The following is a 20,422-nucleotide window of genomic DNA, read 5'->3' on the forward strand; positions in this document are numbered from 1 at the left end:
CGATAACCGATATCGGTAACCTGCGGGCGCCGCGCGGCGTTAGGGTTCGGGACAGACCCGTCCCAGAGCCGCGCCGCGAAGCCTTGCCTAATGTCCGCACCCGTTATAGTGACCACGCTGTTCGTCGGCGGCCTCATGGCGATCCCGACGCTCGGGAAATGGGCGACGCAGGTCACCGAGGTGCTCGCCTCCCTGCTGGCGATCGCCACCGTGCTGGTCGCGATCCTGTATCTCTGCGATCGCTGGCCCGACTACTTCGCCAATCCGCGGATGCCGGTCGGCCTGACGGCGACGCCCTTCGCCGACTGAGACGATGACCCGACCCGCGCGAGCTCGGAGACCGGGGAGCGGTCCTTTCGCCGGCGCCGCCCTGGCGTTCGTCGCCGGATTCGTCGACGCGGCGGCCTTCATCGCCCTGACCGGCCTCTTCACCGCTCACGTCACCGGCAACTTCGTCCTGATCGGCGCCGAGCTGGTGGCGAGCTCCAGCGGCGTGGTTGCCAAGCTCCTGGCGCTGCCCGTCTTCGTCGGAGCGGTGGCGGGGGCTCGAATCCTGGCCCTGGCGCTGGAGCGGCGGGCTTTCGAGCCCCTGCCCTGGCTCCTCGCCGTGGAGGTGACCCTGCTCGCGGGATTCGGGTTGTGTGGCACCGTGTGGTCGCCCCTCGGCGGAGCGGACAGTGCCGCTTCCATCGCCGTCGGCATGCTCGCGGTCGCGGCCATGGGGTTACAGAACGCCATCGGCCGCCTGTCTCTGGGCCATCTCGCCCCCACCACGGTCATGACGGTGAGCGTCAGCCAGGCCGTCATCGACGCGACCGACCTCGTCCTGGGACGCGGCCCACAGCGCGATCAGACCCGGGAGAGGTTCCTGCGCGTGCTCCCGGCGATCGCGGCCTTCGCCGCGGGCGCGCTGTTCGGCGCCTTCGGGATCGCCCATCTCGCCTTCGGCAGCATCGTCCTGCCGCTCGGCGTTCTGACGGCCCTGATCGTCCTGGCCGCGGCGCCCGGAGACGCCCGCGCCGGGCCGTGAGGAGCCGCGCCGCGCGGCGCCCGGGCGGCGGACCGCCGTCACCGCTCGGCCGGCAGTTCGGGCGATGGCTTACCTAGCACCCGTCGCGCCTCGGCGAGCAGCACGGGATGGCGGGCCGCCTGCGGACCGGAATCCGGCGTCTCGCGGCCGAGCCGGGCGATGCGCGCCCCGAACAGGCGCCGGCGCAGACCGAAGCGGCGGACGCTCATCAGCAGCGCCTGAAGCACGAGGCGGACGGCCTCGGTCCGCTCGCGCTCCTCCACGATCGCCGCCGCGAGAGCGGCCTCGCGCCGGAGCGCGGCCTCGAGCTCCTCCCGGACGGCGGCGCGGGCCGCCTCGTCCTTGCGCGCCGCGTCGAGCTGGATCCGGCATTCCTGGAGCGCGCTGAGCAGCAGAAGCTCCTGCGCGGACGCATCCCTCATCAAGGCCTCCCGGGGCGCCGTCTCCCGTCCGACGACGGGGCGTTCCGCCCGATCATGTCGCGCCGGCCGCGGACCGGCCCGCGCGCATCCTGGTGCGACGCCATAGCGAGCGCGGCCGCTGGCCGGAAGCCGCCGACCGGATTATTCGGCACCCACACCGCGAACCACGGGGGAATCGGGGACGTGCAGATTCGGATCGCTCTGGCCTTCGGGGCCATCACGCTGGGAGGCGGCGCGCTGGCACCCGCCCCGGTCCAGGCCTACCAGCTCGACACGGTGAACCTGGTCGGCTGCGCGCAGGAGGGCGGCGTCTGCCGGATGCCCTATCCCACCAACGTCTATTACGGCGTGCCCGGCCGGACGAACGGCCGGCCGTTCCCGCAGGGCGGCGTCGTGCCCTGCAACACCCAGACCTTCGGCGATCCGGCGCCGGGCCAGGCGAAGAGCTGCTGGTACGCCCCGCGGATCAACGCGGGCGGCGGTGGGGGCTACGGCGGCGGAGGCTACGGCGGTGGCGGCGGGGGTGCCTACGGCGGCGGGGGCGGCTACCGGAATGACGGCTACGACGACCGACGCGACGCCTACCGCGACTACGACCGCCCGCCGCCGCGCCGCTCCTACGACGACGATTACGGGCCGGGGCCACGCCGCTACCGGGGTGATCCCGACGAGTACTGATCTCGGTCGAGCAGGGCAGGCACGGGAACGTATTTGCCCTGTTAACCGCGATCCGGCATCGTCCGGCTCCGCGGAGCCGCGAGACAGGACGGAGGAGCTGATGACGGAGAATCGCCGCGGCACCTTCCGGAAGAACGCCTTCACGTTCGGCGCCGTGCTGCTCGACGGCGGCGAGGTGAGCTGCCTGGTCTGGGACGCCACCGACGTCGGCGCGCAGATCGAGGTCGAGGACGATCAGGCCGTGCCGGACCGCTTCGCGCTTCGTGTCAGCACGGGCACCGAACCGCGCCCGGCCACCGTGGCGTGGCGGCGCAGCCGGCGGATCGGTATCGCCTTCGACGGCTGAGGTCCCTCAGGTCGCCTGCAGGGCCGGGCTCTGCTTAGGCCCGGACCCGGCCAGCCGGAACCGGCGCGGCCGGACGAACAGCAGGTCGAGCGCCGTCCCGCGGACCAGCCGCTCCAGCACCAGCGGCAGGATCACCGCCATCGCCATGACGGTCAGGCTCGCGAGGCCGATATCGGTGATCGCGCCGGTGCGCACGAGGATCTCCCGTGTCGCCGCCATCGGCAGCGAGAAGGCGAGGTAGATCACGATCGAGCGCTGGCCGCAGGTCCGGACCGCCTCGGCGACCGGACCGCCGGCGCGGCCGATGAGAGCCGCCGCCACCACAATCGCGAGGGCACCGGCCCCGCCGAGGGCGAGGCTCACCAGCGGCAGGCTGGCGAGGGTCGGATGATCCGGCAGGCCCGACGGGGTCAGCGCGAGCCAGCCTTCCAGGACCGCCCAGGCGGCGAGGCCGCAGAGGGCGAGCGGGACGCGGCGGCGCGCCGCGTCGGCGAGCGCGAAGATCCGCCCGGCGAAGAGGTAGCCCGCGACGAAGTAGACGTAGCGGGCGCAGAACTCCTCGATCAGGGTCGACTCGCTGCGGATGTCGGCGATCTGCAGCAGGGCGGCGCCGGCGAGGAGCACGCCGCCGGGCACGCGGCGCAGGGCCTTGGTGACCACCGAGAACACCGCCAGCAGGTAGATGAACCAGAGGGTGGAATAGGGCTCGATCAGCGCGTGGGCGAGGTGCGCCGCGAAGGAAGCGGGGCCGGCATCGCCGACGATCTTGCCGTACTTTGCGACCGACTGGATCACCAGCCAGAGCAGGTAGAAATAGGCGAAGTGGACGACCCGGCGGTCAAAGAACAGGCGCCAGTCGCGGTCGATTACCCGTCCCACGAACAGGCCGGAGAGCAGGAAGAAATCCGGGATGCGGAACGGCTTCGCGAAGGCGACGACCGGGTGGAGGAAGCCCTCGCCGCCCATGGCCTCGCCGGTGCCGATGACCGAATGCATCATGACGACCAGGAGGATGCAGATCCCCTTGGCGATATCGACCCAGGCGAGTCGATCCCCCGTATCACCGACCCCGGCCATCGTCCCAACCCTCGCGATCGGGGCGATCCTGGACCGGTTCGGGTTGACGGCAAGGAACGGGGCGGCGGCCACCTGCACATGTGACGAACGCCCGGTAAACGCCGGCCGGGCAGGTGTCAGATCTTGCGGCGCGCCGACTTCCGCTCGCGGGTCATGCGCGTGGCGGCGTGGAAATCGTCGGGCTTGCCGCGGACCCAGACGAGGAAGCGCGCGATCTCCGGATCGGCGCGCAAGGCCTCGACGTCGGCGAGGCGCTTGGCGATCTCCGCCTCGCTGTAGCGGGCGTGGATCGCCGAGTGGCAGATCTGGTGCAGCCGGACCGTGCCGCGATGGGTCCCGCCCTTCAGCTTCGGCGTGAGGTGATGGAGGCTGGAGCGGGCACGGCGCGGGATCGGGCGCTCGCAGAGGGGGCAGACCGGGTCCGGCGGGCCCGGGACGCCCGGCGCGTCCGGATCCTCGGCGCTCCAGCGCTGCGAGCGCCGTCCGACCACGCGAGCCTCCCTCTCCTACCCCTGCTGATCCACCGGTTGCGGGCAGGCCGGACCGACGCTCTGTCCGAACAGCGCCTCGGCCTCGCGATCCCGGCTCCCCAGGATGGAGACGTGGTCCCCGGGGATCACGTCGATCCGCGCCCGCTGGCCGGCCGCCTCGGCGAGGTTCCGCGCCAGCTTGGCCGGCACCACCGTGTCGTCGCGGCCCTGCACGATCAGCACGGGCGCCGACCCGTCGCGGATGCGCAGGTCCGAGCGGTACGTGTCGCGCAGGAGCCAGATCGGGGCTAGCGGGACATGCAGCCGCACGGTGTGGGTCATCGAGTCGAACGGCGCCTCCAGGTACAGGCCGATCGTCGGCACCCGTTCGGCGACGGCCACGGCCACGGCGGCCCCGAGGGAGTGTCCGTGGAGGAGGATCGGCGCGCCGGGCGCCCGCGCCCGCGCGGCCTCGACGGCCGCCAGCCCGTCGCGGATCAGCCCGTCCTCGCTGGGACTCCCGGTGGAGCCGGGATAGCCGCGATAGGCCACGGTGAGCACGCCCCAGCCGCGCGCGCGCCAGGGCTCCGCGGCGAAGCGGGCCGCGTGCGGCTCGGGGCGGGACCCGTTGCCGTGGAAGCTCACGACGACGCCGCAGCCCGGCCGCGGAGGCCGCCACAGGCCGTGCAGGGTCTCGCCGTCGGCGGTCGCGACCGTGATCGTCGCGAGGCCCGGCGGGATCGTCCAAGGGTTCTGCGGCCCGAAGGCGCCCGGATAGAGGAACCGGCGCTGCCCGAGCGCGAGCGCGGCGCAGGCCAGCCCGCAGAGGAGGAGCGCGGCGAGCAGGAGGCCGGCGATGAGGCGCATTGCGGTGCGATTGAGTACCGGAGGACGCGTGCGTTCGGACGAACGGTTTCGGGGATGTGTTTTCTAGGGCGGCCGGTCAGCATTGACAAAGCGGCCCGCGGGCCCGAGTCTGGAACCGTTCCGAGGGGGGCCCTGAAGAGGGCTGAGATTGGGCACGCTGCCCTGACCCTTGAACCTGATCCGGCTCATACCGGCGGAGGGACGGGAACCTGCGGTCGCATCTCGCGCGACCTCATCTCATCTCGGCCATCGCGTGGACCGGACCGCTCCAGCACGAGGAGAGGCCCACGATGAACGCACCCGTTCTCCCGAAGGACGTGAAAGGCAGCCCCGAGACCGTGACCACGGGTCCGGTCACTGGATCGCGCAAGGCGTACGCGAACCCGGCCGGGCGGCCGGACATCCGCGTTCCCTATCGCGAGATCGTCCTCTCCGATCCGAAGGAGGAGCCGGTGCGGGTCTACGACCCGTCGGGCCCCTACACCGAGACCGATGCCCGCATCGACCTCAACGCCGGCCTTCCCGGCGTGCGCGAGCCCTGGGTCGCGGCCCGCGGTTACGCGGCCGTCGCGCCGCGCGCGGTGAAGCCCGAGGATAACGGATTCGCGGGCGATAAGCTCGTGGCCCCCTGCCCCGCCGAGCGGACCATCCGCAAGGCGGCCCCGGGCCAGATGGTGACCCAGTACGAGTTCGCCCGCGCGGGGATCATCACCGAGGAGATGATCTACGTCGCCCATCGCGAGAACGTCTGCCGCGAGGCCATGCTCGCGGGCGCCGAGGCCGCGCTCGCGGACGGCCAGAGCTTCGGGGCCTCGGTCCCGCCCTTCATCACCCCGGAATTCGTGCGCGATGAGATCGCCCGCGGCCGGGCGATCATCCCGGCCAACATCAACCACACCGAGCTGGAGCCGATGGCGATCGGCCGGAACTTCCTGGTCAAGATCAACGCCAACATCGGCAACTCCGCCGTGACCTCCTCGGCCGCCGACGAGGTCGAGAAGCTCGTCTGGTCGATCCGCTGGGGCGCCGACACGGTCATGGACCTGTCCACCGGCCGCAACATCCACAACATCCGCTCGTGGATCATCCGCAACAGCCCGGTCCCGATCGGCACAGTGCCGATCTACCAGGCGCTGGAGAAGGTCGGCGGCGACCCGCTCAAGCTCGACTGGGAGGTCTTCAAGGACACGCTGATCGAGCAGGCCGAGCAGGGCATCGACTACTTCACGATCCATGCCGGCGTGCGGCTCGCCCACGTGCCGCTGACCGCCCGGCGCGTCACCGGCATCGTCTCCCGCGGAGGCTCGATCATGGCGCGCTGGTGCCTGGCCGGGCACCGGGAATCGTTCCTCTACGAGCGGTTCGACGAGATCTGCGACATCATGCGGGCCTACGACGTCTCGTTCTCCCTGGGCGACGGCCTGCGCCCGGGCTCGATCGCCGACGCCAACGACGCCGCGCAGTTCGGCGAGCTGGAGACGCTCGGCGAGCTGACCAAGGTCGCCTGGGACAAGGGCTGCCAGGTGATGATCGAAGGCCCCGGCCACGTGCCGATGCACAAGATCAAGGTCAACATGGAGAAGCAGCTGAAGGAGTGCGGCGAGGCGCCGTTCTACACCCTCGGCCCGCTGACCACCGACATCGCCCCGGGCTACGATCACATCACCTCGGGCATCGGCGCCGCCATGATCGGCTGGTTCGGCACCGCGATGCTCTGCTACGTCACCCCGAAGGAGCATCTCGGCCTGCCGGACCGAGACGACGTGAAGACCGGCGTCATCACCTACAAGATCGCCGCCCACGCCGCCGACCTCGCCAAGGGGCATCCCGCCGCGCAGCTCCGGGACGACGCGCTCAGCCGCGCCCGGTTCGACTTCCGCTGGGAGGATCAGTTCAACCTGGGCCTCGATCCGGATACCGCCCGGCGCTTCCACGACGAGACCCTGCCGAAGGATGCCCACAAGGTCGCGCATTTCTGCTCGATGTGCGGGCCGAAATTCTGCTCGATGAAGATCACGCAGGACCTGCGCGCCGAGGTGTTGGCGATGGAGGAGGCCGGCGAAGTCGTGGGCGCGGCGCCCGCGATGTCGAAGGCCGAGGCCGAGGCCGGCATGCGGGCGAAGTCGCAGGAGTTCCTGGCCGAGGGCGGCAAGCTCTACGTCGACGCCGCCGAGTGAGATGGCGGCGCGCCCGGTCCGCTCAGGATTCGGGCGCGCCGCAGCCCCGCCCCGGCGTTCCGCCGTGCGGGTCCTCGATATCGAGAATGTCGCCCGGGCGGGCGCCGTAGGCATCGTGCAGCGCCGCGAGCATCAGATCCGCGGCGATGCCCGTGTCGGGCGGCGATCCCAGCTCCACCAGGCGCGAGAAGTTCTCCGCCGGGTCCGCCTGGACGTATCCGAGCGCCGCCAGCGCCTGCCGTGCCGTCGCATCCAGCCGCAGGCGCCTTCGGCCGGGTGGCCCGTAGGCGCCCGACGCGGCCTCGCAGAACATCCGCGTATCCCGATCCTGGAAGATGCACTGGACGTAGCGCTGCGCCTGTCCGTGCGGCGCGACGACGATGAAGCGGTCGCGCGAGACGTCGACCGGCCCGCGCCTGTGGATGGCGTCGAGACGCTCCACGACGGCGCAGCGGTGCTCGCGGATGAACGGCGCGCGCGTCCCCGGATCGCCAGCGGCGGCCGGCGCGGCGAGCGCGGGACTGGTCGCCAAGACGAGCATCGCCGAGATCCTGTACATCGCGTGCTCCACGCTGCGCGGGGCGGGCCGCAGTCCCGTCGCGGGAAGACGAACCGGCTGGGCGCCGAGTCGACCCAGGAGAAAATTCAGCACGGATTTGTGTCGCCCCGGTAACGCGATGTTCATCGCATCTCCGATCCCGCCGCATCATCCGGTGGACCGGCGGTCGCCATTAAGGAACGATTAGGCAGGACCGCGCCTCAATCCTTCGATCACAGGATCGCAGGAGACCGGCGATGGAGATCCGAACGCTGACATCCACGACGCCGGGGCCGCAAGGCCTCGACGCGCTCGGAGCGACGGCCGCCGCCGCCGTGACCCAGCAGGCGCCCGAGCCCGAAACCTCCGCCAAGCCGCTCGAGCCCGCGGTGAAGCTCGACATCGGCACGAACGGCGGCAAGGCGCGGTACATCCAGGATCCGGACACCAGCTCGATCGTGTTCCAGGTGGTCGATCCGTCGTCCGGCAACGTGATCGACCAGCTCCCGAGCGAGACCGCCCTGCGCAATCGCGCCTACGATTCCGCCCGCAGCACGCAGGGTTCGCAGAGCGGCAGCCTCTCCCGCGTCGCCTGAGCGGAGTCGCTCAGGCGCGCAGCCGGCGGACCGAGTCATCGACCGGCGGCGCGGCCAGGCCGAACTGCGCCAGCGGCAGGATCTCCACCGGCGCGTCCCGCCGCGCGACGAGCACGCTGTTCTCGGCGACCGTCGTCCAAGTGCCGTGATCCCGGTCGAGCGGCTCCGAGGCGACGACCACGCCGCCCTCCGAAGCGCGGTAGTAGAGCGAGTTCGCCTTGTCGTTCGCGGCGTAGCGGAACGCGTAGAGATCGCGCCCGTCGGCCAGCGCCGCGGTGAACCGGAACGGATGCGGCCCGGCGAGATCCGTGAAGCGCGCGAGCGCGCGCGCCGTCGCCTCGACCGGATCGCGGCGCGGCCCCGGTCCCATCAGGCCGCAGCCCAGCAGCCCGAGGAAGATCGCTTCGGAATCGGTGGTCCCCGCGCGCGACGGGTACAGCTCGTCCGGGATCAGCGCCTCGACCGGCCGCCGCAGGCGGCTCCAGTCGCCGATATAGCCGTTGTGCATGAACAGCCACGGACCGCAGGCGAAGGGATGGCAGTTCGGCCGGGTGATCGGCGTCCCGGTCGCGGCGCGCACGTGCGCGAAGAACAGGTGCGAGTGCAGGTGCCGGCACAGGTAGCGCAGATTGTCGTCCGACCAGGCGGGCTGGACCTCGCGGTACCGGCCGGGCTCCGGGTGATCACCGTACCAGCCGAGCCCGAACCCGTCGCCGTTGGTCGCCGCGGTCGATTCGAGCGCCGCGATGCTCTGCGAGACGAGGCTGTGGGACGGCTCGGTGACGTAGTGCTCCAGCGGGATGGTGCGTCCCGCATAGGCGATCCAGCGGCACATCGACGGGCTTCTCCGGGTGTCTGTCGACCGGCTGATCCAAGACGATCGTGGACAAAGCGCGGCACCTTGAGCGCGCGGTCGATCACGATCCGTCGCGAAAGGCGTGCCGCGGCCCGTCTCAGACGCCGTGCGTCTGGAGCCAGCTCTCCAGAAGGGCCACCTGCCAGAGCTTCGAGTTGCCCTTGGGCGTCAGCGTGCCGTCGGGATCGGCGAGCAGGTGATCGACGTAGGCGCGGTTGAAGATGCCACGCGCGCGCGCCTCGGGCCGGTCCAGCACGTCGCGGACGTAGTCGAGGAACGGGCCGCGGATATGCTTCAGCGCCGGAACGGGGAAATACCCCTTCTCGCGGTCGATCACCTCGGCCGGGACGACCGCCCGCGCGGCCTCCTTGAGGATGTACTTGCCGCCGTCCCGGACCTTGAGCTCCGCCGGGATGCGGGCCGCCAGCTCGACGAGGTCATGGTCGAGGAACGGCACCCGCGCCTCGAGGCCGCAGGCCATCGTCATGTTGTCGACCCGCTTGACCGGATCGTCGACCATCATGACCTCCTGGTCGAGTTGCAGAGTCTTGTCGATGGCGCTGTCGCTCCGCGAGTTCGCGAAGAAGGTCGCGATGTAGTCGGTGCTGTGATCGCCGCCGACCATGTCGGGCGTCAGGGCCTCCCGCATCTCGGCATGGTCGCGGTCGAAATACGCTTTCGCGTAGTCGGCGACCGGGTCCGTCGAGCCCATCAGCTTCGGATACCAGTGATAGCCGCCGAACACTTCGTCGGCGCCCTGCCCGCTCTGGATCACCGTCACGTGCTTGGCGACTTCCTGAGAGAGCAGGAGGAAGGCCACCGCGTCGTGGCTCATCTGCGGCTCCGACATCGCCGCGATCGCCGCGGGCAGCGCCTCCAGCGTCCGGGAGCCGTCGACCGCCAGCTTCGTGTGGTCGGTGGCGAAGGTCTCGGCGATGATGTCCGAGTACTTGAACTCGTCGCCCTCGACGCCGTTCACCGCGTCGAAGCCCACCGAGAAGGTCTTCAGGCCCCGCTGCCCGCCGCGCGCCAACAGGGCCACCAGCAGCGAGCTGTCCAGGCCGCCCGAGAGGAGGACGCCCGTCGGGACGTCGGCGACCTGACGGCGCTCGACGGCGGTGCCGAGGGCGTCGAGGACGGCTTCGCGCCAGTCTGCCTCCGTCCGGCCACGGTCGGCCGCGCGGGGGCCGATCGCCAGGGTCCAGTAGGTCGACGCGTGCCGCGTCCCGTCCAGCTCGATCGTCAGGATCGTCGCCGGTGGCAGCTTGCGCACGCCCTTGAGGATGGTGAGCGGGGCCTGGACGCCCGCGTGCCAGCTCATGTAGTGGTGGAGCGCGACCGGATCGATCGCGGTATCGACGTCTCCGGCTGCGAGCAGAGCCGGGAGCGACGAGGCGAAGCGGAAGCGGCCCTTCGTCTCGCTGTAATAGAGCGGCTTCACGCCGAGCCTGTCGCGCGCCAGCACGACCCGCCCGGAATCCCGCTCCAGGATGGCGAAGGCGAACATGCCGGCGAAGCGCTCGACGCAGGCATGTCCCCAGGCGTGGTAGGCCTTGAGCACCACTTCGGTGTCGCTCGTCGAGAAGAACGCGTAGCCCTTCGCCTCGAGTTCGGCGCGCAGCGCGCGGAAATTGTAGATGCAGCCGTTGAACACGATCGCGAGCCCGAGGGCGGGATCGATCATGGGCTGCTGCCCGGCCTCGGACAGGTCGATGATCTTGAGCCTGCGATGGCCGAAAACGACCCGGCCGGAACCGAAGAGCCCCGCTGCGTCGGGCCCGCGCGGCCGCAGAGATCCCATCATCGCGTCGACGGCGGCAGGGTCCGCCGGCCGATCGAAGCAGATCTCGCCGCAGATTCCGCACATGGTGTCAGCAGGGTCTCGATCCGGCGCCACGCGCGCTTCATCGAGCGAAACGGCCCGCGCGCCGTGGCGTTCCGCCGACCCCACCGGGACGGCGCGCCGGGCTCCGGCGGGGCCGCCCAGGGATCACGACCGGGAGATGCCGGACCCGTTTGACGCCGTCACCGTCGAACTGCTAGATCATGGCCGTACATGAGCGCACGGCGCCGTTAGGAGTTCGCGCTCCGCGATAGACCGTATCCGTGTCGACCATGTCGGCGGGCGTAGTTCAGTGGTAGAACGTCAGCTTCCCAAGCTGAATGTCGTCGGTTCGATCCCGATCGCCCGCTCCATCCAAACCCCTGCTATGGCAGGGGTTTTTCTTTTTCCGGGGTTTCAATTCACGTTGTGTTTTTGGTTCGGATCGGGCCCTTTTGGGCTCGTTTGTGTTCGATTTTCACAACCCAATTCACAACAGCCCCGCGTACCAATCATCTCGATCTACGAGGCCGACATGCTCCAGGCCGACGTGATCGGCAGGATGAAGGTGACAGGACAAAAGCCTCCGTGGGTGAGACGGTCTCGTTGCAAGCGTTCACCAGCGGCGGCGAATGGTCGGGGCGGACAATGCCGTCACACTTGGGCGGATCCTCGGTTGCCGAGGTCCAGGAGCGCCACCTCTAACACGGCCGTCGAGCGGATGCTGACCGAGAGGGCGTGACCGAAATACCGCTTCGAGGCTCATCTGACCGCCCTTTCTCCACTCAAGGTTGAGAAGCTCGGCAGCGCGATCTACGGTCCCGCCGAGAGCGCGACGGGCGTCTGAGACCGATGGCAAACACCGCCAACTTCGGCTTCATGGGAGGGTACGGGCAGAACTTTGAGGCTCTGCCCGCGCTCGCGGAGAGCTATTTCCGAACGGATCCCTCGACGGCCCTGATCAAGCTGCGGCAGTTCGCCGAACTCCTGGCCAAGGAGATCGCCGCCCGCCAGGGCCTGTATCAGCCTGAGCGTCGCGACAGCTTCGAGACTATCCTGTCGCGCCTGTCCTACGAGCGTGTCCTCCCCCGCGAGACCGCGGACCTGTTCCACGGCCTGCGTAAGCTCGGAAATGACGCAGCCCATGAGGTCAAAGGCACGCACGCCGAGGCGCTGTCGGGCCTAAAATTCGCCCGTCAGATCGCGATCTGGTTCCACCGCACTTACGGCAAGCAGCCCGACTTCAAGCCGGGCCCGTTTCTGCCGCCGCCGCCGCCGGTCGATGCTTCCGCGACCCTGCGCGAGGAGATTGCCGCGCTGCGGCTGAGCCTCGCCAACAGCGAGGGCGCAGCCGAGGCAGCCCGGCTGCTCGCCGAGCAGGAGGCGCGCGAGCGTGAGAGCCTGTCCGAGCGCCTGCGTCGCGAGAGTGAAGACCGCGCAGTCTGGGAGGCGCTCGCCCAGGAGGGCGAGGTCGAGAAGGCCGAGTTGGCCTCCAGACTCGCAGCCCTTCAGGCACAGGCGGAGAAGACCCCGGTTGCGACCCTCCAGGCTCTCGTCACGTCCGGCGAGAAGGCGGCCGAGAAGATCGACCTGGACGAGGCCGATACCCGGGCACTGATCGACCGGCAGCTAAAGGACAATGGCTGGGAGGCCGACACGCGACGGCTGCGTTGGAGTGAGGGCACCCGGCCGGTCAAGGGCCGCAACATGGCCATCGCCGAGTGGCCTGTCTCCAAAGGGCGTGCCGACTACGCGCTGTTCATCGGCCTGACCCTCGTCGGCGTGGTCGAGGCCAAGCGCAAGAACACCAGCGTGTCGAGCGCCATCGATCAGGCCGAGCGTTACGCCCGCGACATCACCGAGACCGGCGGGGTCACGTTCGTCGATGGCGCGCCGTGGCAGGACGGGCCGCACGCCTATCGCGTGCCCTTCGTGTTCGCCGCCAACGGCCGCGTGTACCTCCGGCAGATCGAGACGCAGAGCGGCGTGTGGTTCCGTGACGTGCGCCGCCCGTCCAACCTTCGCCGCGCGCTCGTAGACTGGCCGACGCCAGAGGGTCTGTTGGGTAAGCTCAGCGTCGATGTCGAGGCGGCGACCAAGGCGCTCAAGGATCAGCCGATGACCTTTGGCTTCCCCTTGCGTGACTATCAGAAGGTCGCCGTCGCCAAGGTCGAGGAGTGCCTAGAGGCGGGTCAGCGCACGATGCTGGTGGCGATGGCAACCGGCTCGGGCAAGACCAAGCTCGCCATCGCGCTCCTGTACCGCCTACTCTCGACCAAGCGCTTCCGCCGCGTCTGCTTTGTCGTGGACCGCTCGGCGCTCGGCGACCAGACCGAGGGCGAATTCTCGACCACCAAGGTCGTCACCGGCAAGACTTTCGCCGACATCTTCGGCTTGAAGGGCCTTAAGGACGTGGTGCCCGATGCCGAAACGAAGCTGCACATCTGCACGATCCAGGGGTTGGTGAAGCGCGTCCTGCTCACCGACGACCCGGCGCAGGCGCCCGCCATCGACCAGTACGATCTGATCGTTGTAGACGAGTGCCACCGCGGCTACCTGCTCGACCGCGAACTCTCCGACGCCGAGTTGAGCTTCCGCGACGAGGCCGACTACGTGTCGAAGTACCGGCGCGTGCTCGACTACTTCGACGCGGTGAAGGTCGGCCTGACCGCCACGCCCGCGCTGCACACCACGGAGATCTTCGGCGAGCCGGTGTTCACCTACTCGTATCGTGACGCGGTGATCGACGGCCATCTCAACGACCACGAGCCGCCGGTCCGGATCGAGACCGAGTTGGCGCGCTACGGCATCGAGTTCGCCCAATCCGACCAGTTGGAGTTCTTCAATCCCCAAACGGGTGAGATCGACCTCGCGCACGCGCCCGACGCCCTGCGCTTCGAGGTCGAGCAGTTCAACAAGAAGGTGGTCACCGAGAACTTCAACAAGGTCGTGGCCGAGGAACTCGCGCGTCACATCGATCCGAGCCTGCCGGGCAAGACCCTGATCTTCGCTGCCTCGAACGACCACGCCGACATCGTCGTGAAGCAGGTCAAAGATGCCTTCCAGGCCGCCTACGGCGAGATCGACGACTCCGCGGTGAAGAAGATCACCGGCAAGGTGGACAAGGTCGGCGACCTCATCCGCGCCTTCCGCAACGACGCCAACCCGAAGATCGCGGTCACGGTGGATCTCCTGACCACCGGCATCGACGTGCCGTCGATCACCAACCTCGTGTTCCTGCGGCGCGTGAACTCCCGGATCCTCTACGAGCAGATGATCGGGCGGGCGACCCGGCTGTGCCCGGACATCGGCAAGGACGTGTTCCGGATATTCGACGCGGTGGATCTCTACCCCCACCTCCAGAAGATCACCGACATGAAGCCGATCGTGGTCGCGCCCGCGATCGGGTTCGAGCAACTGGTCGCGGAACTCGCCTCCGCCGACGATGAGCGGCAACGCGAGACCGTGCGGGCGCAGTTGGTGGTCAAGCTGCGGCGTCGGCTCAAGACGATGTCCGAGGAGGCGCGCAGGCGGTTCGAGGCGGTCGCGGGCGAGACGCCGGAAGCGACGTTGGCGAGGTTGCACGCGGCACCCGGCGAGGATCTCGTCACCTGGGTGCGTGCTCACCAGGGCATCGGAACCGTGCTCGATGCGTCCAGGAGCGACGGTGAGCCCGACCGCAAGCCGATCTCGCACCACCCGGATGCGGTCATCGGTGTGACGCGCGGTTACGGCGCCGCCGAGAAACCCGAGGATTTCCTCGACGGGTTCGCCACTTTCGTGAACGAGAACGTGAACACCCTCGCGGCCTTAAAGGTGGTGGTGCAGCGTCCACGCGACCTCACCCGTGCACAGCTACGCGAACTCCGTGCTGAACTCGACCGCGCAGGGTTCCCCGAGGCGACGCTCAAGCGCGCCTGGAAAGATGCGAAGAACGAGGACATCGCCGCCTCGATCATCGGCTATGTCCGACAGGCAGCACTGGGTGATCCGCTCCAGCCCTACGAGGAGCGCGTCGCCGCGGCGATGAAGCGGATCATGAAGCGCCAGCCCTGGACGGACCCACAGCGCGAGTGGTTGAAGCGGATCGGCGAACAGATCGTGCGTGAGGTCGTCGTCGATCGTGAGGCGCTCGACCGCGAGCCCTTCCGGTCGGACGGCGGGTTCAACCGCCTAAACAAGATTTTCAGCGGCGGCGTGGAGACGCTCCTCGCCGACGTGAACGAAGAACTCTGGAAGCAGGCAGGCTGATGGAAGCGGTCACTCCCACCACGCGCGACATCGTCGCCAAGCTCTGGTCGCTCTGCCACGTGCTGCGCGACGACGGCGTCGGCTACAATGAGTACGTCACCGAGATCACCTATCTTTTATTCCTCAAGATGCTCGCTGAGACCAGCGGTGAGGGGCGGCTGCCCACGCAGTACCGCTGGGCGGGGCTCGCCGGGCGCGAAGGGCTCGACCAACTCGACCATTACAAGCGCCTACTTCTCGATCTCGGCAACCCGAAGATCGAAACCGACCACCTCGTGCTCGCGATCTTCACGGACGCGCAGACGCGTCTGACCCGTCCGACGAACCTAAAGGCGCTCACGAGCGCGATCGACAAGCTCGACTGGTTCTCAGCGCGTGAGGAGGGCCTGGGCAACCTCTACGAGGGCTTGCTGGAGAAGAACGCAGCGGAGAAGAAGTCCGGGGCCGGGCAGTATTTCACCCCGCGCCCACTCATCGACTGCATCGTGCGGCTCATGCAGCCGCAGCCGGGCGAGGTGATCCAGGACCCTGCCGCTGGCACAGCAGGGTTTCTCGTGGCGGCCGATCACTACATCAAGGCCAAGACCGACAACCTCTACAAGCTCCCGGAGGCTCAGGCGTTCTTCCAGCGCAACGGCGCCTATCACGGCGCCGAACTCGTCCACGACACGCACCGTCTCTGCCTGATGAACCTGATGCTGCACGGCATCGAGGGGGGCGTCGAGCACGTGGACACGCTCTCGCCGGACGGTGAGGGGTTAGGTAAGGCAGACCTGATCCTGACGAACCCGCCATTCGGAACGAAGAAGGGTGGCGGAAGGCCCACGCGAAACGACTTCTCGGTAACAGCCGAGACCTCGAACAAGCAGTTGGCGTTCGTGGAACACATCGTCCGGGCGCTGAAGCCCGGCGGGCGGGCAGCCGTTGTGGTGCCTGACAACGTCCTCTTCGAGGACAACACCGGCCGTCGCCTACGCACATGGCTCATGGACCTGTGCAATCTGCACACGATCCTGCGGCTTCCGACCGGCATCTTTTACGCGCAGGGCGTGAAGACGAACGTGCTGTTTTTCCAGCGCGGGAAGTCGGACAAGGGGAACACGAAGGCGGTCTGGGTGTACGATCTGCGAGCCGACATGCCCGCGTTCGGCAAAACGCGCCCGCTGACCGTGGCGGACTTCGCGGCCTTCGAAACCGCTTACGGTGCTGATCCGAACGGTGTAGCGGAGCGGCAGGATCAGGGCGAAAGCGGGCGGCTCCGGTGCTTCACGCGTGAGCAGGTAGCGGAGCGCAACGACAACCTCGACATCACGTGGCTCCGGGATACCGAGGCGGACGCTGAGGAGGGTCTAACCGAACCCGAAGATATCGCGACGGCGATCATCGGGCATCTGAAGGCGGCATTAGACGATATTGAAGCACTCTCGGATGAATTGGAGAGTGACGAAGATAGTAAAAGAGCGGCGGCGTTGCTGGAGGCCGCCGAGTGACTAGCATTCCAGAAAAGTGGTCTGTTTATCCGCTGGCCGATGTTACGGACGCAGATGCGCCGATAATATATGGCATCCTTCAACCAGGGCCGAACGTTCCCGATGGCGTTCCATACGTTCGCCCGACCGAAATAGAAGGAAGTCGTATTGCACTTGACGCACTGCGACGCACAAGTTCCGATATTGCGAAAAGATATGGACGCGCATCACTGAAACATGACGACGTGTTGCTTTCGATTGTTGGAACCATTGGCAAAGTGGCCATAGTTCCTAAAGAGTTGCGGGGCGGTAATATTACCCAATCATCATGTCGAATACGGACGGACCGCAGAATAATCTCTCCAGAATTATTGGCTTTATTTTTGCGATCCCCTGCCGCAGTTGCTCAGTTCGGCGAGTTTATGCTCGGAACCGCAGTTCCGCGCTTGAACTTGGAAGACGTGAGACGCATCAGGATCCCGCTTCCGCCTCAGCCTGAGCAGGGCCGCATAGTCGCGAAGATCGACAGCCTCTCAGCAAAGTCGAAGCGCGCGCGGGACCATCTCGATCATGCACCGAAACTCATACAGAAATACAAACAGGCGATTTTGTCCAGGGCATTTCAAAGCAGTTTAGAAAAAAATGTCACAGCGAAAAATATTCGACCAATATCTGATCTAATACTGTCTCTCGATCAGGGCTGGAGTCCGAAATGCGAGAGTGAACCAGCGAAATTCGATAATCAGTGGGCCGTAATGAAAACGACGGCAGTTCAACCTATTCTGTTTGAGGCGAAGGAAAACAAAAAACTACCAGAAAATCTGGAACCTCGTCCATCACTTCAAGTCTCTGAAGGCGATGTTATCATAACGCGGGCCGGTCCAAGAAATCGGGTTGGTATCTGCGCCTACGTTGAAAATACTCGGCCGAATTTAATGATCTGCGATAAAGTATATCGATTGAAGATCAACAAAGGGCGCGCATGCCCTAAATACATCGCGCTTATGCTTAACTCTCCGGAGTTGCTATCCGTCATTGAGGAGATGAAATCAGGCATCAATGATAGCGGACTTAACCTGACGCAGTCGAAATTTCTCGACATCGAAGTCCCCTGTCCTGGCCTCGATGTGCAGCAGAAAGTCGTCGGGCTAGTGGAGACGGCTTTTGCCTCGATAAACCGCCTCGCCCTGGAGGTCGCGAGCGCCCGCAGACTTGTCGATCACCTCGATCAGGTGGTCCTCTCGAAAGCGTTCCGCGGCGAGCTTGTACCGCAGGATCCAGATGATGAACCGGCGAGCGTGCTGCTGAAGCGGATCAAGGCTGAACGTGAGGGGGCTACACCTACTCGTCGAGGCCGTGGGCGTCCGCGCCTTGCAGCGACGATCTGACTGTCGCAGCGATCTCACCTCGATCACGGATCGCTGTCGGAGTTCGAGGTGATGATCGAGGTCTACACCTGGGTGAAGATGCAGCAGACCCGTAACAGGACTCAGTGGCGATGACACACCTGCCTCGTCACCAGCCACGCGCCGCAAGCCAGTCGCGGAGTGCAGCCGCGTCGGCTGGATCCTCGAACTCGAAGATGATCCTGTCCAGGACGGCGTTGCCACTGCGCTCGCGGATGCGTCGGCGCCACGGGCTTATCGCATGCGCCTCGCACCACTGGAATGCGACGCGGTGCCGACAATCCTGAGACCTGGAGTTCAGGTCCAGGATCATCGTCTCGGTGTCGGCGACCATGAAGGCGTTGCGTGCGAGGATCTCTTGAATTTCGTGGTCAGCCCGTATCTGAGCGACCATCCGGCGGATGCTCTGAACATTCATCTGGGCCATCACGGGCACCTCGCGTCGATGGAGCGGCGCCCGAGCAGGTCGGCAATGCGCAGGTCACGCAAGATCGCGTCGTCGTAGGCCCGCACCCGGTCGCGGAGATCTCCGGTCAGGAGCGAACCGGCCTCGGCCAACCGCATGCGAATCCGCTCGACAGTCCGCGGTGAAACCCGCGAGGTCGCCCCGTCACGCCGCATGTAGTCGCGGAGGTATCCGGGATTTCTGCCACACCAATGGCGAGAGTATTGCTCACGCGACGAGACCAGACCCAGCGCATTCATCTCCTCGAAAAGTCTCACTAGCTGAAAACCGTACATAGAACCTCCTGGGATTGGAACAGGGATAAATATCTCTGAACTACTTATACAGGAGATGCTTTTGTGAAGATCAGGGATTTGTTTGATCGTTCGCTTCCCAGAAATACCACGAGGGATCAGAGCGTAAAGCCACGCCAACAGGATCCGGTAATATCCGCATCGACTCCAGGCGTCAGCCGACCGAAGCCGCTCCGAGTTCAACAGGAGGTGTCTGCCGTCCGGCCCGCAGCGCTGCATAGTACGACGAGCGGCTGATCCCGAGCATCCGACAGGTTTCCGCCACTGTGCTGCTCGCATCCTCGTGCGCCAGCGCTACCTGCCGCACCAGGGCCGTCGTCAACTTGGGCGGTCGCCCGAACCGAACCGCATTCTTCTTCGCCACGGCGCGCCCAGCCGCACTGCGCTCCAGGATCAGGTTGCGCTCGAACTCTGCCAAGACCGCCAGCATGCCGATCAGCATGCGCCCGGTCGCGGTCGTGGTGTCGATGTTGTCCTTGAGCGAGACCAGCTTGGCTCCCCTGCTCTCGATCTCCTCGATAATCTGGAGGAGGTGCAGTTGAGAGCGTGCAAGTCGGTCGAGTCGGTAGACGCAGAGGCGGTCCCCGGCTCGGAGAAGATCGAGCACGCGTCGAAGCTGATCGCGGTCGCGCTTAGCGCCCGAGGCGGTCTCCCGGAATACGTCGCGGTCATCGACGCCCGCACGTTCGAGGGCCTCCAGTTGCAGCGACCAGTCCTGGGCGGAGGTCGATATGCGAGAGTACCCGTAGCTGCGACTGGCCACCGTGCAAAAACTCCGTCCAGAAATCTCGATTTATCGCACGTACTTTCTGGACTGCAAGCCCCTCTGGCGGCCACGCTTAACCGCGGTGTGCGGAAAGTGATGACTTTCTGCACGAGGGTGAGCGACTCCCTTCTAGGGCGCGCCCGCGGCGCTGGCTATCCCGCTGCCCCATCGCTTTAACGTCCCGCTTACCCTGGCCCACCACGGTCGTGCCTCTCGTCACAAGGATCAGCGCATGACCAAGAAGATCGAGATCACCGACACCGTCGCCGTCACGGGCGAACGCATCTGCTCGATCATCGAGCGCATCGAGCGGTTGGAGGAGGAGATCAAGGACCTGATGGAGGCCAAGAAGGAGGTCTTCGCCGAGGCCAAGGGTGAGGGCCTGGACGTGAAGGTGCTCAAAGAGATCCTGAAGATCCGCAAGCAGGACAAGGACGAACGCGACGAGCAGGAGACCCTCCTCGACGTGTACCTGCGCGCCATGGACGCGCCATCGCCCGCGCCCCTGGCCGAGGCCGCCTGAGCTACAGCCCTGGGTGAGGACGGTGCGTAGGTGCCGTCCCGCCTATTCGACGTTCGACCCGTCCCCGGGCAGGTCTTCGCAGCCTCAGGCGCTTGCCTGAAGACCTGCGCAACCGAGCAGGAAGATACCGTATGCGCATTCCAGCCACGCTCGCCCTCTTGGCCACGTTCGGCCTCACCGCGGCTGTCCACGCGCAAGGATTGGAGCGAGGCGCGCAGGACGGAGCAGCCCGCGGCGAGGAGGTGGCCGGTCCCCTGGGCGCGATCGTCGGTGGGGCGATCGGGGCGGCCGTGGGCACCGCCAACGGGATCCTGGGTGTCGATCGGCGAGAGCGGTTTCGCAACTACACGCTAGGCGAACACCGCCCGT

The 20,422-nt window shown here is 67.0% G+C and carries 20 protein-coding genes, 1 tRNA gene, 1 pseudogene and 1 riboswitch; of the genes and pseudogenes, 12 read left to right on the forward strand and 10 right to left on the reverse strand.

From position 1 onward, the window contains the following. Positions 1-90: 90 nt before the first annotated feature. Both ACLBYG_RS18790 and ACLBYG_RS18795 read left to right on the forward strand, forming a co-directional pair. Complete coding sequence (locus ACLBYG_RS18790; RefSeq protein WP_020092819.1) at positions 91-309, forward strand: hypothetical protein; 219 nt, start codon at positions 91-93, stop codon at positions 307-309. A 4-nt stretch (positions 310-313) separates the two neighbouring features. Then, the gene (locus ACLBYG_RS18795) at positions 314-1,030 is read left to right on the forward strand and encodes a YoaK family protein (RefSeq protein ID WP_447682397.1); all 717 of its coding nucleotides are present in this window, start codon (positions 314-316) and stop codon (positions 1,028-1,030) included. 38 nt (positions 1,031-1,068) lie between these two features. On the opposite strand, the gene ACLBYG_RS18800 is transcribed toward ACLBYG_RS18795, so the two are convergent. Then, complete coding sequence (locus tag ACLBYG_RS18800) at positions 1,069-1,452, reverse strand: ATP-dependent helicase (protein ID WP_447682398.1); 384 nt, start codon at positions 1,450-1,452, stop codon at positions 1,069-1,071. 183 nt (positions 1,453-1,635) lie between these two features. Here ACLBYG_RS18800 and ACLBYG_RS18805 point away from each other — a divergent pair, with 183 nt between their 5' ends. Together ACLBYG_RS18805 and ACLBYG_RS18810 are read left to right on the forward strand one after the other, a co-directional pair. After that, positions 1,636-2,130, forward strand: a complete 495-nt coding sequence (locus ACLBYG_RS18805) for a hypothetical protein (RefSeq protein WP_447682399.1) — start codon at positions 1,636-1,638, stop codon at positions 2,128-2,130. 100 nt (positions 2,131-2,230) lie between these two features. Then, positions 2,231-2,476 (forward strand): hypothetical protein, encoded by a 246-nt coding sequence (locus tag ACLBYG_RS18810; RefSeq protein WP_020092823.1) that lies wholly within the window; start codon positions 2,231-2,233, stop codon positions 2,474-2,476. A 6-nt stretch (positions 2,477-2,482) separates the two neighbouring features. Here the strand turns inward: ACLBYG_RS18810 and ACLBYG_RS18815 are convergent, their stop codons facing one another. From ACLBYG_RS18815 to ACLBYG_RS18825, 3 genes are all read right to left on the reverse strand, one after another. After that, the gene (locus ACLBYG_RS18815) at positions 2,483-3,553 is read right to left on the reverse strand and encodes an acyltransferase family protein (protein ID WP_447682400.1); all 1,071 of its coding nucleotides are present in this window, start codon (positions 3,551-3,553) and stop codon (positions 2,483-2,485) included. 116 nt (positions 3,554-3,669) lie between these two features. Further along, positions 3,670-4,044 (reverse strand): restriction endonuclease, encoded by a 375-nt coding sequence (locus ACLBYG_RS18820; RefSeq protein WP_020092825.1) that lies wholly within the window; start codon positions 4,042-4,044, stop codon positions 3,670-3,672. 15 nt (positions 4,045-4,059) lie between these two features. Then, entirely contained in the window at positions 4,060-4,890 is an 831-nt protein-coding gene (locus tag ACLBYG_RS18825; protein ID WP_447682401.1) for an alpha/beta hydrolase, read from the reverse strand. Between the two features lie 113 nt (positions 4,891-5,003). Continuing rightward, positions 5,004-5,109: riboswitch (TPP riboswitch) on the forward strand. Between the two features lie 71 nt (positions 5,110-5,180). Here ACLBYG_RS18825 and thiC point away from each other — a divergent pair. Next, positions 5,181-7,067 carry a phosphomethylpyrimidine synthase ThiC gene (thiC, locus tag ACLBYG_RS18830; protein WP_091680898.1) on the forward strand — a complete coding sequence of 629 codons (1,887 nt, stop codon included), beginning with the start codon at positions 5,181-5,183 and terminating at the stop codon, positions 7,065-7,067. A 22-nt stretch (positions 7,068-7,089) separates the two neighbouring features. On the opposite strand, the gene ACLBYG_RS18835 is transcribed toward thiC, so the two are convergent. Beyond that, the gene (locus tag ACLBYG_RS18835) at positions 7,090-7,626 is read right to left on the reverse strand and encodes a TY-Chap domain-containing protein (RefSeq protein WP_447682402.1); all 537 of its coding nucleotides are present in this window, start codon (positions 7,624-7,626) and stop codon (positions 7,090-7,092) included. 236 nt (positions 7,627-7,862) lie between these two features. Here ACLBYG_RS18835 and ACLBYG_RS18840 point away from each other — a divergent pair, with 236 nt between their 5' ends. Continuing rightward, positions 7,863-8,201, forward strand: coding sequence for a flagellar protein FlaG (locus ACLBYG_RS18840; protein WP_020092829.1), 339 nt, complete (start codon positions 7,863-7,865; stop codon positions 8,199-8,201). Between the two features lie 10 nt (positions 8,202-8,211). Here ACLBYG_RS18840 and ACLBYG_RS18845 read toward each other — a convergent pair whose 3' ends face one another. Then, positions 8,212-9,036 (reverse strand): class II glutamine amidotransferase, encoded by an 825-nt coding sequence (locus ACLBYG_RS18845; protein WP_447682403.1) that lies wholly within the window; start codon positions 9,034-9,036, stop codon positions 8,212-8,214. A gap of 118 nt (positions 9,037-9,154) precedes the next feature. Further along, on the reverse strand, positions 9,155-10,924 hold the full coding sequence (locus ACLBYG_RS18850) for an N-acetylglutaminylglutamine amidotransferase (protein WP_447682404.1): 1,770 nt from the start codon (positions 10,922-10,924) through the stop codon (positions 9,155-9,157). Positions 10,925-11,178: 254 nt separating this feature from the next. Here ACLBYG_RS18850 and ACLBYG_RS18855 point away from each other — a divergent pair. The 4 genes from ACLBYG_RS18855 to ACLBYG_RS18870 all read left to right on the forward strand — a co-directional run bounded on the left by ACLBYG_RS18855 (position 11,179) and on the right by ACLBYG_RS18870 (position 17,987). Further along, positions 11,179-11,253, forward strand: a tRNA-Gly gene (locus ACLBYG_RS18855). 478 nt (positions 11,254-11,731) lie between these two features. Then, positions 11,732-15,130, forward strand: coding sequence for a type I restriction-modification system endonuclease (hsdR, locus tag ACLBYG_RS18860; protein ID WP_447682405.1), 3,399 nt, complete (start codon positions 11,732-11,734; stop codon positions 15,128-15,130). After that, positions 15,130-16,620 (forward strand): N-6 DNA methylase, encoded by a 1,491-nt coding sequence (locus tag ACLBYG_RS18865; protein ID WP_447682406.1) that lies wholly within the window; start codon positions 15,130-15,132, stop codon positions 16,618-16,620. The genes hsdR and ACLBYG_RS18865 overlap by 1 nt, the downstream gene beginning before the upstream one ends. Continuing rightward, positions 16,617-17,987, forward strand: coding sequence for a restriction endonuclease subunit S (locus ACLBYG_RS18870; protein WP_447682407.1), 1,371 nt, complete (start codon positions 16,617-16,619; stop codon positions 17,985-17,987). The genes ACLBYG_RS18865 and ACLBYG_RS18870 overlap by 4 nt, the downstream gene beginning before the upstream one ends. 127 nt (positions 17,988-18,114) lie before the next feature. Here the strand turns inward: ACLBYG_RS18870 and ACLBYG_RS18875 are convergent, their stop codons facing one another. The 3 genes from ACLBYG_RS18875 to ACLBYG_RS18885 all read right to left on the reverse strand — a co-directional run bounded on the left by ACLBYG_RS18875 (position 18,115) and on the right by ACLBYG_RS18885 (position 19,527). Continuing rightward, positions 18,115-18,432 carry a hypothetical protein gene (locus ACLBYG_RS18875; RefSeq protein WP_447682408.1) on the reverse strand — a complete coding sequence of 106 codons (318 nt, stop codon included), beginning with the start codon at positions 18,430-18,432 and terminating at the stop codon, positions 18,115-18,117. After that, positions 18,432-18,746: a hypothetical protein gene (locus ACLBYG_RS18880; RefSeq protein WP_447682409.1), complete on the reverse strand. Its 315-nt coding sequence runs from the start codon at positions 18,744-18,746 to the stop codon at positions 18,432-18,434. Before ACLBYG_RS18880 ends, ACLBYG_RS18875 begins: the two co-directional genes overlap by 1 nt. A gap of 172 nt (positions 18,747-18,918) precedes the next feature. After that, positions 18,919-19,527, reverse strand: coding sequence for a recombinase family protein (locus ACLBYG_RS18885; protein ID WP_447682410.1), 609 nt, complete (start codon positions 19,525-19,527; stop codon positions 18,919-18,921). A 235-nt stretch (positions 19,528-19,762) separates the two neighbouring features. Between ACLBYG_RS18885 and ACLBYG_RS18890 the strand changes: the two genes are divergently transcribed. Together ACLBYG_RS18890 and ACLBYG_RS18895 are read left to right on the forward strand one after the other, a co-directional pair. Further along, positions 19,763-20,053 (forward strand): DUF2312 domain-containing protein, encoded by a 291-nt coding sequence (locus tag ACLBYG_RS18890; RefSeq protein WP_447682411.1) that lies wholly within the window; start codon positions 19,763-19,765, stop codon positions 20,051-20,053. A 131-nt stretch (positions 20,054-20,184) separates the two neighbouring features. Beyond that, positions 20,185-20,422: pseudogene (locus ACLBYG_RS18895) on the forward strand (DUF1236 domain-containing protein); the annotation flags it as partial.

It is taken from the genome of Methylobacterium sp. D53M (assembly GCF_053345625.1).

Coding starts and splice junctions, on each gene's coding strand:
- ACLBYG_RS18790 (WP_020092819.1), top strand. CDS start 91: ATGTCCGCACCCGTTATAGTGACCACGCTGTTCGTCGGCGGCCTCATG.
- ACLBYG_RS18795 (WP_447682397.1), top strand. CDS start 314: ATGACCCGACCCGCGCGAGCTCGGAGACCGGGGAGCGGTCCTTTCGCC.
- ACLBYG_RS18800 (WP_447682398.1), bottom strand. CDS start 1,452: ATGAGGGATGCGTCCGCGCAGGAGCTTCTGCTGCTCAGCGCGCTCCAG.
- ACLBYG_RS18810 (WP_020092823.1), top strand. CDS start 2,231: ATGACGGAGAATCGCCGCGGCACCTTCCGGAAGAACGCCTTCACGTTC.
- ACLBYG_RS18815 (WP_447682400.1), bottom strand. CDS start 3,553: ATGGCCGGGGTCGGTGATACGGGGGATCGACTCGCCTGGGTCGATATC.
- ACLBYG_RS18825 (WP_447682401.1), bottom strand. CDS start 4,890: ATGCGCCTCATCGCCGGCCTCCTGCTCGCCGCGCTCCTCCTCTGCGGG.
- thiC (WP_091680898.1), top strand. CDS start 5,181: ATGAACGCACCCGTTCTCCCGAAGGACGTGAAAGGCAGCCCCGAGACC.
- ACLBYG_RS18835 (WP_447682402.1), bottom strand. CDS start 7,626: ATGTACAGGATCTCGGCGATGCTCGTCTTGGCGACCAGTCCCGCGCTC.
- ACLBYG_RS18840 (WP_020092829.1), top strand. CDS start 7,863: ATGGAGATCCGAACGCTGACATCCACGACGCCGGGGCCGCAAGGCCTC.
- ACLBYG_RS18845 (WP_447682403.1), bottom strand. CDS start 9,036: ATGTGCCGCTGGATCGCCTATGCGGGACGCACCATCCCGCTGGAGCAC.
- ACLBYG_RS18850 (WP_447682404.1), bottom strand. CDS start 10,924: ATGTGCGGAATCTGCGGCGAGATCTGCTTCGATCGGCCGGCGGACCCT.
- hsdR (WP_447682405.1), top strand. CDS start 11,732: ATGGCAAACACCGCCAACTTCGGCTTCATGGGAGGGTACGGGCAGAAC.
- ACLBYG_RS18865 (WP_447682406.1), top strand. CDS start 15,130: ATGGAAGCGGTCACTCCCACCACGCGCGACATCGTCGCCAAGCTCTGG.
- ACLBYG_RS18875 (WP_447682408.1), bottom strand. CDS start 18,432: ATGGCCCAGATGAATGTTCAGAGCATCCGCCGGATGGTCGCTCAGATA.
- ACLBYG_RS18880 (WP_447682409.1), bottom strand. CDS start 18,746: ATGTACGGTTTTCAGCTAGTGAGACTTTTCGAGGAGATGAATGCGCTG.
- ACLBYG_RS18890 (WP_447682411.1), top strand. CDS start 19,763: ATGACCAAGAAGATCGAGATCACCGACACCGTCGCCGTCACGGGCGAA.